16 protein-coding genes are annotated in these 13592 nt (G+C 28.0%); 4 read left to right on the top strand and 12 right to left on the bottom strand.

Annotation, left to right across the window (positions count from 1 at the left end; translation table 11 throughout):
- Positions 1–9: 9 nt before the first annotated feature.
- The 9 genes from GXK56_RS01395 to GXK56_RS01355 all read right to left on the bottom strand — a co-directional run bounded on the left by GXK56_RS01395 (position 10) and on the right by GXK56_RS01355 (position 8778).
- A complete protein-coding gene (locus tag GXK56_RS01395) occupies positions 10–1746 on the bottom strand; it encodes an N-acetylmuramoyl-L-alanine amidase family protein (protein WP_160683886.1) in 1737 nt (578 codons plus the stop codon).
- A 105-nt stretch (positions 1747–1851) separates the two neighbouring features.
- On the bottom strand, positions 1852–2352 hold the full coding sequence (locus tag GXK56_RS01390; protein ID WP_160683883.1) for a VanZ family protein: 501 nt from the start codon (positions 2350–2352) through the stop codon (positions 1852–1854).
- A gap of 287 nt (positions 2353–2639) precedes the next feature.
- Positions 2640–3086, bottom strand: coding sequence for a hypothetical protein (locus tag GXK56_RS01385; RefSeq protein WP_160683880.1), 447 nt, complete (start codon positions 3084–3086; stop codon positions 2640–2642).
- Positions 3087–3235: 149 nt separating this feature from the next.
- Complete coding sequence (locus tag GXK56_RS01380) at positions 3236–3802, bottom strand: Uma2 family endonuclease (protein ID WP_160683877.1); 567 nt, start codon at positions 3800–3802, stop codon at positions 3236–3238.
- A 117-nt stretch (positions 3803–3919) separates the two neighbouring features.
- On the bottom strand, positions 3920–4813 hold the full coding sequence (locus GXK56_RS01375) for a phage replisome organizer N-terminal domain-containing protein (protein ID WP_160683874.1): 894 nt from the start codon (positions 4811–4813) through the stop codon (positions 3920–3922).
- Between the two features lie 333 nt (positions 4814–5146).
- Positions 5147–5719, bottom strand: a complete 573-nt coding sequence (locus GXK56_RS01370; protein WP_160683871.1) for a transposase — start codon at positions 5717–5719, stop codon at positions 5147–5149.
- A 715-nt stretch (positions 5720–6434) separates the two neighbouring features.
- Positions 6435–7448 carry a hypothetical protein gene (locus tag GXK56_RS01365; protein WP_243155976.1) on the bottom strand — a complete coding sequence of 338 codons (1014 nt, stop codon included), beginning with the start codon at positions 7446–7448 and terminating at the stop codon, positions 6435–6437.
- 265 nt (positions 7449–7713) lie between these two features.
- The gene (locus GXK56_RS01360; protein WP_160683868.1) at positions 7714–8301 is read right to left on the bottom strand and encodes a YqaJ viral recombinase family protein; all 588 of its coding nucleotides are present in this window, start codon (positions 8299–8301) and stop codon (positions 7714–7716) included.
- Between the two features lie 147 nt (positions 8302–8448).
- On the bottom strand, positions 8449–8778 hold the full coding sequence (locus GXK56_RS01355; RefSeq protein WP_160683865.1) for a helix-turn-helix transcriptional regulator: 330 nt from the start codon (positions 8776–8778) through the stop codon (positions 8449–8451).
- A gap of 305 nt (positions 8779–9083) precedes the next feature.
- Between GXK56_RS01355 and GXK56_RS01350 the strand changes: the two genes are divergently transcribed.
- The 4 genes from GXK56_RS01350 to GXK56_RS01335 all read left to right on the top strand — a co-directional run bounded on the left by GXK56_RS01350 (position 9084) and on the right by GXK56_RS01335 (position 10714).
- Positions 9084–9659, top strand: coding sequence for a sigma-70 family RNA polymerase sigma factor (locus GXK56_RS01350; RefSeq protein ID WP_160683862.1), 576 nt, complete (start codon positions 9084–9086; stop codon positions 9657–9659).
- 167 nt (positions 9660–9826) lie between these two features.
- Positions 9827–10027 (top strand): YvrJ family protein, encoded by a 201-nt coding sequence (locus tag GXK56_RS01345; RefSeq protein ID WP_160683859.1) that lies wholly within the window; start codon positions 9827–9829, stop codon positions 10025–10027.
- 76 nt (positions 10028–10103) lie between these two features.
- The gene (locus tag GXK56_RS01340) at positions 10104–10328 is read left to right on the top strand and encodes a DUF1659 domain-containing protein (protein WP_160683856.1); all 225 of its coding nucleotides are present in this window, start codon (positions 10104–10106) and stop codon (positions 10326–10328) included.
- 167 nt (positions 10329–10495) lie between these two features.
- Positions 10496–10714: a DUF2922 domain-containing protein gene (locus tag GXK56_RS01335; protein WP_160683853.1), complete on the top strand. Its 219-nt coding sequence runs from the start codon at positions 10496–10498 to the stop codon at positions 10712–10714.
- Positions 10715–10776: 62 nt separating this feature from the next.
- Here the strand turns inward: GXK56_RS01335 and GXK56_RS01330 are convergent, their stop codons facing one another.
- From GXK56_RS01330 to GXK56_RS01325, 3 genes are all read right to left on the bottom strand, one after another.
- The gene (locus GXK56_RS01330) at positions 10777–12456 is read right to left on the bottom strand and encodes an AAA family ATPase (protein WP_160683850.1); all 1680 of its coding nucleotides are present in this window, start codon (positions 12454–12456) and stop codon (positions 10777–10779) included.
- Entirely contained in the window at positions 12449–12574 is a 126-nt protein-coding gene (locus tag GXK56_RS28475) for a hypothetical protein (protein ID WP_279283029.1), read from the bottom strand. Before GXK56_RS28475 ends, GXK56_RS01330 begins: the two co-directional genes overlap by 8 nt.
- Before the next feature lie 170 nt (positions 12575–12744).
- On the bottom strand, positions 12745–13425 hold the full coding sequence (locus tag GXK56_RS01325; protein WP_160683847.1) for a hypothetical protein: 681 nt from the start codon (positions 13423–13425) through the stop codon (positions 12745–12747).
- Positions 13426–13592 lie beyond the last annotated feature (167 nt).

The following is a 13592-nucleotide window of genomic DNA, read 5'->3' as shown; positions in this document are numbered from 1 at the left end:
TTTATATTCTTACTTAACCCATGCACCACTTGGCCCTAGTCTATAGCCTCCAATATTTGTGTTTGAAAGCATTATTCCTAACTCGTTGCAATAGTACCAAGTTTGTCCATCTTGTATCCAGCCAGTCATCATAGAACCACTGCCATTAAAATAATACCAATTATTATTAACCTTCTTCCAACCAACAACCATTGTTCCATCAGTATCTAAATAATACCAACTTCCACCATAAGGTAGCCAGCCTGTAAATTTTGTTCCATCTGCATTGTTGTAAGTCCATTTACCATTTGAATCTTTTACCCATGATGATGTAGTTGCTGGAGTTCCTGCATTTGTATTAGTATTAGTATTAGTATTAGTATTAGTATTAGTATTTGTGTTTGTATTGGTATTAGTGTTAGTAGTATTATCAGTAGTCGCTTCTTTCTTGCCAACTATTGAATATATTTCATCACCTGAATCCCAAATAACTAAATCACCTTTATCATAAACAGATAAATTATCATATTCCTTATCTACTGAGTATATTTTTTCAAAATCTTCATTATTATCAAATTTATAAATATTGCTATCTGATAATGCCCACAAGTTACCGTCTACATCCGTATCAACTGAATTTTCTCCATCTCGTAGAGTTACATGATCATCGTTACTTTTTTCCACATAATAAGTTGAACTTTTAGATTTTAAATTTATTGATACAGCTTCAAGCTTATTTCCGCTGATTTCATAATTAATAAGCTTTCCTCCAGCTACTGTAAAACCTGTTTGAGAAGCATTCAATAAATCTACCTTTTTACCATCTTTATCTGAAAGAACATAAGTAGATGTACTCTTAGCACACTTTATTCCATTAACTTCTTTAGATGCTTGAGATTTTGATATAGATTGAATAACATCAAAACTTACGCTTGTTTTATCTGCTGATGGCACTAAGCTTGTAGCACTTGAATCCACCTTTATATTATTAATTTCAGTTATAGTATTTGCGGTTACTGTAGATTTAACAGTAATCTTAGCCAATCTATAAATGTTATTAGAATCTTGACCTATAACTTTAGCATCTGAAACGCTTGCCCTTACATCCTTGTCTCCATCACTTGTATTTTCAATAGTAGCAATCTTATCATTACTTAATTTAACTCTTATTTTACCTAAATTATAATCAGCATCAATATACTTACCATCTTTATTAGTATAAACATTAAATTTATCTGCGCCACCATTTATAGAATCATCAGTCTTCTTAGCTTTATATGTAGCTTCATACCAATCTTCTGAAAATTTACTGTTTGGAATTTTAGTTACTTCCTTAAGAGCCTTCGCATCATCAGCATCATATCTTCCATCATTGTCAGATTTTATTTTATTTCTTAAACTAACTGAAGCGTCGTCTAATTCTTTTTCCTTAACCTTATCTTCTGTAACCTTACCTGTTGATAAGTCTACATAATAATCTCCATCTTTAATTTCTGCATATTTACTTCCATAAGCCTCTGCTTTATCTTCTGAATCAATGTCCTTTAATTTATTATAACTTCCATCAGATAAGTAGTAAGCTGCACTATCTTTACTAGAAGGTTTTCCTCCTATGTAAAACTTACCATCTTTATAAGCTATTGCAGTATAAATTTCTCCCTTTTCTGATTTCAATTGATCTGCTGCCAATACTTCTGTAGGCACTACTGAAGCTATGGCTGCTGCTGCAACTAATAAAGCTGTTATTTTATTTGCTCTTTTAAACATATTTTCCCTCCTAAGTTCCCCTATATTTCATTTAATATGAAATTCGTCGATTATCTATACATTATACCACAACTTTACAATTTAATTATTATTTTTATATACTATTTAAACCTTGCCTTTTCTAGCTTTATTTTTTAATTTAGTTCCCAATGCAAAAAACATATTACTTAATATAGTTCCAATTATACCTCCACTAAAATCTATTAATACATCAATTAAACTGGAGGTTCTTCCTTGAACATATTTTTGAAAAAGTTCATCAAATACTGCAAATAACAGAACCACAAATAATGGATAAATAAAAGATTCTACTTTATTTATTTTTGCAAAACTAATTGTTATAAAAACTACTACAGCTAAAAGAAAGAATTCAAAAGCATGAGCACTTTTTCTAACTAATACATTTAGATCAGATTTGTCTATTCCTTTTTCTTTTATTTTATCTATGATATCAGAATCTAAATAATCACTTTCTTTAAGCATAGTTACAACACGATTTACTATATTTTGACTTATATTATTTGATGCAGTTCCTGTTTTGCTTGAATTAAAAAATATAAATGCTATACAAAAACAACATATTACTACTAATACTACTCTTTTCACTTAACTTACGCATCTCCTTCTATATTGATAATGTTATACTGCTTTTATTAAATTTACCCTTAATTGATTTGCAATATCAGAAAAATACAGTTAATAAAATTATATCCTTCAAATCTGAATATATACTCAGATAAATAGACTGCACAAAACTATTCTCCCCCATAATCTTAATACAGCAAATTAATCATAATTTATTAAATAATACTGAAAGAAAGCAACTAGTCTTCCATCTCAGACCAAGTCACTTTCTTAAATAAAAAATATTCTATAATTAAATATAATTCCTTTTATATTAAAATGTATTTTTTTGTTGAACAGCTATATTGTACAGTCCTATCTAATCCTTTTTCATCAGTAAAACCAAATTCATATCTAAGAATTTCAATATCGTCTTTATTTGTTTCTATTGAATCTCTAGGTTCTATTTTATCTGATGTTTTTTTAGCCTTAACCTTTTTGTCAGAATCAAAATATACTTTTTTGCCAGTGCTTTTTACTGTGGCTGTAACTTTATAGGATGTTATATCCTTATCTGTATTATTAGTAAAGGTAGCCTTTACAGTATTATTTTCATCTATAAACGTTACAGGAACATCTTCAACATGAATTGGCGGTTCCTCTACAATTCCCTCTGCATTTGCATATTTTTCATCCATTGTTTTAACCTTCTTTTCGCAGCCTATCATAGAAAACATCATTATTACTACAAAAATTGGTATAAGTATTTTTTTCATTGTTCAATCACCTCATGAACCATTATAGTACAAATTGCTTTCAATGACCAAACTTGTTCTTATGCAAATTATAATCTTGCTTACTCATAATAGATTGAGTGGTTTAAAATCTTTCCCCTTTCTGCATTAATGAGTTAAAATAGTTGATTCTAATAAAACAACTCTTCTATATCCACTTCAAATTCTTCAAAAAGTTTTGATTTAACAATTCCAGTTTCAGTTTTAACTATACTTTGTTCATACATTTTATCTTGGTTTAGCGTATATAACATAACAGTATTTAATATAGGATTAACTATCCAATATTCTTTTACCCCATAGTTCATATATATATTTAATTTTGTAACTAAATCGTGAGATTGATTTGATGGACTTAATATTTCTATTATTAGGCTTGGCACTCCTATATACTTATTATCTGTAAAACCGCTTTTATCACATATTACTGATAAATCTGGAATTACTAACTTTTCTCCTTCAGTCTCATCATTCTTTAATAATATATCGAAAGGTGCATGAAATACCTCACAGCTCTTTCCTTCTAATATATTATATAACTTTGCATGTAGTTTACTTGATATTCTTTGATGCTTAGTAGATGGTGATGGAGACATATATACAATACCGTCTATATACTCTAATATATTATCACTTTTTTCCCTAAGCTCTAGGTAAGCCTCATATGATAATTTGGTATTCTTTATCACTGGTTCCACTAAAATCACTCCAATCAATTTTATATCAATAAATATATTTAATTCTTATTATAATTATATTTTAATATTTAAGTTAATTCAACTTGGAGAAAGCAAGAGATTTATAACCTGGTAAATTCACCCAAGGGTCTGACCCCATACAAGTCGCTCGCCCTCTTCTAATGGTGGCATATCTCCATCCAAAAACACTAATATAGGTTTATCTTCTATTTCATCTGCAGCAATTTCGGTAACCAATTTACTTTCACTTTTCCTCTTTTTCTTGGATTTCTGGTTATCTTTTGTTTCTAAAACGACTAAATTATTCTGATTATCCTGTTCAGAATTGTACTGGATATTTTCCTGAGTATTTTTATTGCCTAGATAATTGCTAATATTATCTGATTCAGAATTCACATAAATATTTTCTTCACCTGTTATATTAATTAAATCAATGTCTACCGCCTGTTTATTATTAATATTCACATCCTCCATATTAGCACTAACAACATCAGTATTCCTTACATTATCATTAGTTATTTCTTTATTTTCTTCTTGTATTTGCTTATTTTTATACTCAAACTCTTCTTGTATCTTTTCTCTTCTGCTATCTTCTAATTGCTTATCCTTATTTATCTCAACTTCTTTATTACTTTCAATCTGAGCGTTTGTCTTTTCTTTATCATTTATCTCAGCATTTTCTTTCACCTTGATATTTTGATGCTTTACAAAGCCCTTTACTCTATAAATATTATCTTGTATTACTTCAATCATTTTTAACTGTATTAATAAATCTAAAGCCAGTTTAATAAGTGTAACTTCTCTATTAAACTCTATTGCTAAAGTTTCTATTGTATAAGGAATATTTTTTGCCATATACAAATTGCCTTCACAGTCAGCCTTTCCAGCTAAGATAATACTTCTAGCAAAAAAGTAATGAATAAAATCTCTTTCTGGTCTTTGATCTATAATCTTAGTTTTTGTATCGTCGTATATATCTAATTTGAATTTTACATATCTTCTTTCTCTCATTTTCATCATACCCCTTCATATTTATATAGTAATAAATAAATCCACAAATAAGTTCTTAGTTACAGAAAATTTCCGAATTGTGGCATACTCAATCTTTTTATAAATGCATAGCTGCTTTTTATATAGGTGATAAGTTTCCTATTGCAGCATAGCTGCTTTTTATATAGGTGTGTATCTTTCTCTCATTTCAATAATTGTTATATATAATAGGTCTTATATATGTACTTCATAAAAGATATATGTATTTTGATGAATGTTTGCATATCTTTTGAAAAAATATCTTCCATCAAAATGCTACATTATTTTTGTAGAAAGTAAAAATTCGGAGAGTAGTTATATATTGGAAAATACATCCAGGGGTCTGACCCCTCCCTCAACAAACTCTTTATACAACCTATACTTATTTTCATCCTTGAAATAATCCAAAACTATATCTGCATTTATAAATTTATCTTCTTTTTCTCCAATAAACATATTATAACTGGACCATTTATAGTCTTCTGGCTTTTCTATTAACTTTGCTTTTACTGGATTTAAATGAACATATCTGCTTACCTCTAGCATATACCAATCATCTCTAATTAATTTTCCTTTATATCTATCTTGAAATAGATGGCCTACATAGTTATATTTATTATTAAAATTACAAGCATATCTGCTATGAGCTCTTTTTATTAAATCAGATACATCCTTATCTGTTGTTCCTACTACGATATGTACATGATTAATCATCAAGACATATGCAATTATATAGTATTTATTTTCATAATGTTCGACAGCTTCTTTTAAGCAATTTAAATATACTTGATAATCTATAGTTTCTCTAAAAATAGCATTCCGATGATTACCTCTTGCAGTAACATGTATTTTTGCTCCTTCATACCATTGATGTTTTTTTCTTGGCATTTTTATCATCCCTTAATTAAAATTTTTATTTTAATTATTTGCCTTTTTCTAAAATCTTAAACAAAAAACAAACGAGATATAATTCCGCAATTACCCATGAGTCATTCCCCTCCTTAAAACAAAAAAACAGATAAGATTTCATTTCTTCAATTCATCTTATCTGCTTTACTTATTTACTTGGTAAATTTATACAAGGGTCAGTCCCCTTAATTTCCTATCTCACAGTTTATCTTTAATTCTTACACTTAATACAATATACATACAATTAATAGACTATACATACAATTTATGGTTGCATAATATATCTATGAACAGATTGATATATAAAGTCTAGGAGATGATTTACATTTTAAATAAAAGAATATAAAATTTTATAGTAATATAAACAAATTAAATAATTATAAACTATATTTTAATAACTATAGAAAATTATTTAATGTCTTTACATTTTTTCGCGCCTGGAGTTTGCTTCTTAGTTGTTATTTGTTCCGCAATTGTAAATTCTTTATTTTCACTCGCTACAAGTCTTACCATCTTTAAAGCTTCTATATTTTTCTACACGAAAAAAAGACAAGAAATCACTCTCTCATCTAAGACACATTAAAGAAGATATTCTAAAAAATCTCTTTCTTCAGAACATCATAATTTATTTATTCTTCAAAATTCACTAAGGGTTTATCCCTTCATTAATATATTGTAAATTAATAACCCCTGCTTATTGGTAATTTTCCCCAAGGGTCAGTCCCCTATATTCATTTACAACACTTCTGACCACAGCCGCAGCATATGCAGGTAATGATTTTATATTCTCGCGGCTTTTATGAATTTGAATAGCTCTATATTTATTTACTATAAGTTGAGTGATTCTTTCTTTTAAAAACCATTCCTTAAGATTAGCTATTGCACGCACTAAGTGCATCACTAACTTTTTAGTCAATGTTATTTCAGCAAATTTGGCCTTTTCCATTACAAGATTGTATTCATTGGGATTATTAATTTTAACTAGTTCGATATAATCATCTTCTTTAATCTTAGTATTAATTACTTCACATTCAAAGTAGAATTTAAAATTTGCATTTTTCTTAGGAGATAAGTCTTTTGAGCGCTCATTTTCACTATTATTTTTAAATATTTCTGAATACTTATTAAGCATTTTATCAATAGTATATTTTGCGTAGTATTTACATTTAGTCTTTAAAACTTTCATCCAGGTGCTATTGAATTTTAATAGGTTTATAGAAAAACCATCATGAAATTTTGAAGCTTTAGAATCGTTAAGAGCCGACATGTACATCATAAGTCTCTTTTCACGAGCTTTCATATTTCTGAATTCAGAAGTGAAAAAGAATTTTCTTATATTAGTATAACCAGTTAGAACAGACTTTTCTTTAACTGTAGTAGAGTTTAAATCACTCTTTAAGCTACCTTTAGCTTTTGTCATATTCTCCATATCAACTAAAACCCAGCTATCTAATGCGTAATCAAAAGCTAAAATTGATTTTTCAATTAATTTGTTTATACAATTAAATACAGTTTTATAAGAAACCTTTAAATTGCGACGAACTAAAGCTACGAGATCAGCCTTAGAGCTTGTAGAGGTTTGAATAATATATTTTGAATCAATTTCAGTAGAAATGGCTGCTAAAGATATATAAGTATCAATAATGTAGTATTCATTGCATTCAAATATTATTTTTGATAAATGAGAATTATATAGTTTTGTAGCCATTCCTTTCTACCTCCTCTTTTTTGTTAATTTTAGGCCTTTTATTTTCCTTTTTAATATGCTTCTTATTTTCTTTCTTACTTTCGCTCTTATTTTACTCATTATTTTCTTTCAATTGCTTATATGAAACCATATATAAATTTATGAATATAAAATCTTATAAGTTTATGAATTTGTGAGTTTATTAACATATTGTTTTATTAGTCATTACTTCCTATAGATTATAAACACGTTTCCATTTTTTTATGTTAATACATTGTCTTCTTTCTTATTCCTTAGGCGGAATTCTATTTAAAATATTATTAACCCAGAAATCTTTTTCTATTTGAACAATCATATCAATTACCTTGTCATCTCTTAAAACTTCTTTATATACAAATTTTTTACCACCAAGTAATGATGCTACATAGCATTTCTCAGCTTTAGAAACTCTCATGGAATGTTGGGCTTCAAGGACATATCCAGCTGGCACCTCCTCCCCCTTCCAGTTAACAGCAAAAAATATACTTTCACATTTACAAATTAAAATGGAGTTTTCCCCAACCACCTTTCTATTAATATTGGATACTATAAAATCATGTTCCTCATCTATTAGCTGCTTATTTCCTTTTCTGATCTTCCTATTACTTCTAAGTGAATATTCTCTTGCAATCATTTCTTCAAAAGTTAAATTCCAATAATCAGCTTCACTTGTTTTTTCTAAAATGCCACCATATTTTGTAATTTCATCAATTGAGTTTAGCTTCTCTAAGTAAACATCACCTAAATTTTTATTTTTGTCCAAGCCCATAATTGCAGCAATATCTAACCCATCAATTCCATTTCTAAATTCTTTTAAAATATTACTTTTCACCACTTCAATTTCTCCTATCTGCACAAAAAACAATCTATCCAAAATAAATTACAATCGCCTACTTTAAATGAAGAATTAAAATTGCAACATATATATTTAATTTTAAATACGTTAACATTAGATAATATTCACCTCAACAAAACGTTTTCATTATATTGGTTGAAACATTTTATTTGAAACGTCATTAATATCATTATATTTTTCACTTATCATTTCTTTCATCTTATTAAAATCATATTTCTTTGGATTTTCAAATATTAATTCTTCACTAACCCCAAGTGCTGCTGCTATTATTTTTTTACTTCCTCTTCTAGGAATTGATTTTCCATTCTCCCAGTCTGACCAACACTTTTCAGTTGTAATACTTAACTCCGCTGCTTGTTTTATTGTTAAATTTCTCATTTTTCTCAAATACCTTATTCTCTCATTGACCTCGCTATTCATAAATATTTCCTGACATTCAATTAAAAGTCTCTCCATAGTATTTTGCCTCCATATTTTATAATTTCAAATTATCCAACCTCGTTGTAAATAATTCCCTTAAATGTATTTTATATAAATTTCATTACACTTTCCAACCTCTTATTTGTTCAAAATACCTTAATTTAGCCATTTACATTTATTTTTATCAAATTTAATAGATTTTATATATAAAGCGACATGAAACATATAGTTTACTGCTTTAAAACCAATTTTTTAAATATTTTATGGTAAAATTTCCCTAAAACCATATATAAAGTAAAACTAAAACTCATAAAATTATTTAATTTAGGAGGTATTACTTTATGAATTTCAACGAAATTGAAGCTTTAGTTGCAGCTGCTAAAGCTGAAAACAAATTATCAAAGGAAAAATTAGCTGAAAATTTCAAACCCTTCATATTAAATCTTTCCAGCAAAACCTTTATAAATGGTTATGACAAGGAAGATATACAAAATGAATGTTACAGAATCTTATTTAACTGTGTTTCTGCTTACAATTTAGATAGGCATAGATTTGTAGGCTATGCTATGAGTGGAATAAGAAGAAGCATAAATGATTTAATTGAAAGAAGTGTTAAAAGAAGTGCCACAGAAGGCAAAGAAGCTCTCATTTTATCAGATAATTTAGAACATATACTTCCATCAGAGATGGATGCTTTAGATGATATGCTCTGGAATAAAACAGCTTCACAGCTTCTGAAAACTGCTATGGATAGTTTATCTCAAGAGGAAAGGGAATTAATCATTTTTGTTTATTTTAATAACTCATCTTTAAGAACATATGCTTATTGGAAAAACATGTGCTATTCCACTGCCAGTAAGAAGAAACAAACTATATTAAATAAGTTAAAGAACCATATGGGTTGTGCAATATATTAGCTTTTACACTAGGTTCTAATAAATTAAATTAATTGATGATAAATGTTCAAGGATTTACTATTCATTATTCATTTTTGATCATTTAACTATTATATATATTTTAAAATCCATACTGTATAGGTAGTGTAAAAATTATATAAAAAACTGTATATGAGGAGGTGATACTTATGACTATTAATGAATTGATAGGCCTTATAGGAAATGTTGGTTTCCCTGTAGCAGTCAGTGCTTATTTATTGATTCGCTTAGAAAAACAAATCGATTCCTTAACAAATTCCATTAGTAAGCTAAATAATATAATCTCAGCAAAAACTGGCATGATTATTGAAAATGGTGAAGAAAATACAGTTTCCAAAAAAATTTCATAATTTTTTTAATTTTCCGTGTTAACTTTCCAATATACCCATATATATTTTATGAACCAACAGAAAGGAGGTGAAAAAAATGGCTATAAATAAAGTTATAACTGAAACTTCACTTAACATTGAAGTTCAAAAAGGCGCTGACAAAAGTGGTGATCCAATCTATTCTAAAAGAACTTTCTCACACTTAAGAAACGATGTAGACCCACAAAATGCTTATGATGTTGCTACAGCTATTAAAGATGTTTTAGAAGCAAATTCTAGAAATGTATCTTTAAATGTATCATCTGACTTAGTGAACAGCTAGGAAATTGACAATTTTCAATTTATGATTGATGCCCTTTATGGGTAGCATGTTACCGATTAGTGTGTTACCGATTAAGGATAAAATTCCTACGGAATTTTTAAATACTTTTTCAAACTTCATAGGAATGTTTCTCAAATTGTGTATTACAAGAAGGAGGTGAATTTTAAATGGAATATGTATTAACAATGGTTTTTGCAACTGAAAAGGGTGGCAAAACAACTATCAGCATAAATGGTGTTAAATCAACATTTACAGAAGCTCAAGCTAATGCCCTAATGGACACAATAATTGCTAAGAATGTGTTTCTTACACCAACAGGAGCTTTAGTATCAAAGGCTGATGCTAAGATGACTGAAAGAAAAATCACTAAGTTTACTGTAGATTAATGATAAATATGGGGGTCAGACCCCTGGGAATTTTCCCCAGGGGTCTGACCCCCAAAAAAATATTATTCTTCTACAATCTTAACACTTTTCCCTTTAAATACAATTGCCAATTTCCATATATGAGTTATGCCTCTATCCTGAAGTTCAGCTTCATATTTATTTTCTTCAATTTGGTCTAAGGCTTCCTTAACTCCTTGATCCATAGTTTTAGGTGAAGTATCTTTTATTCTTTTAAATTCAATAATAATTCCAAGCTTTGAAGGATTTCTTGGAATCAGCATAACATCGTATCTACCATAACCGCTTTCTTTGTTGGATTTAACTTCATATTTATCTGCAAGAGATACTATCATTCCAAGTACAAAAGCATGATACACCTTTTCTGGTTCTTTTCCTGATGGATCAAAATAACTCATATTCATCATTACAAAATCACTAAATATTTCTTCAAACACTTCAAGGTCTTTGGTAATTAAAGCAGTCAACATAGTATTATATTTTTGATTATTTAATGTTTCTTTAAACCATTTTACAATTAAATTTTCATAAAATATTTGGACTTCTTCATTAGGAATTTTAAGTTCACAGTTCAATCTGCCTCTTATCACTTCAGTTTTTGTAGCTTTTAAATACCCACTCATTAACAGGAAGCTCCAGATATTCTCACTTGAATCTTCAACTTCTGACATTACTATATTATCATCAATCATTTTATTTATAGAATTTCCATCTATAAGTTCTTCAAGTTCTAACTTCATATTATTGTCACCTTGAAGAAGAAGTTTTTTAATTAAATCATTGCTGCTGCTATTAATCCAATAAGGCATAAATCCAGCATTATTATTATCAATATAATTTAATACAGACCAGGGATTATATATTACTTCCCCTCCAAAAATATAACCATTATACCATTTTCTTATGTCTTCACATTTATCATCTAAATTATAATATTTTAAGAGTTCTTTTAATTCTTCTTCTGTAAATCCAAATTGCTCATTAAACTTAAAACCCAATATGGTATTTACTTGGAGATTATTTAATCCAGAAAAAATACTCTCCTTTGCAACTCTAAGTATTCCTGTTATTAATGATTTTTCAACATATAAATTATCTTTAAGTGCTGCAGTTAATAAATTTCTTATTATTACTATCATTTCTTCATAATATCCACGTAGGTATGCTTCTTGAATAGGCACATCATATTCATCTATAAATAACATTACTTTTTTTCCATAATGTTTATTTAAATAATACATTAAATCACTTATACCATTTTGTAATGTAGCTGTATTAATCTCTTCTTTTAAATAAGCTTGATATTTTCCTTTGTCATTTTCCGTTAATTTAGTACTATCTAACAAGTATTCATATTCTCTATATAAATTAGATATGAGATTACTCATTCCTTCTAAAAATTCTTCATAATTTATATGCTTTTGATTTTTAAAGGTAATAAAAATAACTGGATATTCTCCTTGAAGCTTCATTATTTCTGCTTCATTTTCTATTTTTAGCCCTCTAAATAAATCTTTTGTTTCCTCTTTTTCTCTTATGTCGAAGAAATATCTGAGCATACTTAAATTTAACGTCTTCCCAAAACGTCTTGGTCTTGGGGTTAAAATAATCTTAGCTCCATTTTCTATAAATTCTTTTATTAATAAACTTTTGTCTACAAAGTAATTATTTCTTTCTATTAATTCTCTAAAATCAGATATTCCTATTTGTATAGTCTTATTCATTTAATAACCCTCCTCTCTTATTAGGCATAGTTTTATTTCCCGCTTCACGTCTTTTCTTAATATTATATCCTATAACCCAATCGCTTAAAACAAAAAAACAGATAAGATTTTTCAACATATTGATTATCCTTCCTTAAAACAAAAAAGCAGATAAGATTTATTCCTTGAATTCACCTTCTCTGTCATCTTTATCGTTTTTATTGCTAAACTGTGACCAGAACAATATTATAACAATGCAAAGAAAGAATTAAAAGTAGCATAGATTTTGAAATATTAAGATATTCTGCTTTATTTGATTTTCTCTTTTAAACTATTTAGCAACTTCATCTTATCACTATCCCCATTTACATCAGGATGATATTTCTTAGCAAGTTTACTAAATCCTATCTTAAGCACTTCTTTGAAAATCTCTGCTTCCTCTGATGTTAAATCATAAAAGTTAGATTTACTTTCACCTCTTAGCTTCTTCCATCCTTCAGATTTATGATATCTTTTAGCTTCATTATATGTATCAAATTTTGTGTTGTAGTTGTAGTTAATTATATTTACATACCACATTTTAAAATGTTCTTCATCATTAAAATTTTCACCATATTCTTCTTCATAATAGATCATATCTTGTAAAATTTCATTTTCTTTTTTCTTGCGAAGATATGCTCTATACTGGTTCTTACTAAACTTATCTCTGAACTCATGTTCATAAAAATCCTCAACTGCTTCTATTATCATTCGTTCAAAAGATTTCTTCTCTATATTTACTTTGTCTTTTATATTTTCAAATACTTTAAATTCCTCCAATAAGTTTCTTATATCTGACCTGTAAAACGATGAATTACCTGTTTCACTTATATGAAATATCTCTTTTTCATCAAACTCAAATAGATGCAGAATTTTCCCTTCCTCAAGGCAGTAATCCACTTTATATTTATTTCGATATCCTTTTAGATGTCTATTAATGTTTATGCACAAGTATATCGCCCCCTCTACAACTTAATTTGATAATGGATCACGAACACCTTCATTCATAGTTTTAGATGAGGTATCCTTTATTCTTTTAAATTCTATAGTCAATTTTCTTATTATAATATATTATATCCTCTAATATATTTGCTTAAAACAAAAAACTCAATGAAAAA

Origin of the sequence: Clostridium sp. C2-6-12, assembly GCF_009928485.1 — a bacterium.
Taxonomy (GTDB): Bacteria; Bacillota; Clostridia; order Clostridiales; family Clostridiaceae; genus Clostridium.
This window is presented reverse-complemented; position numbering and strand designations above follow the sequence as displayed.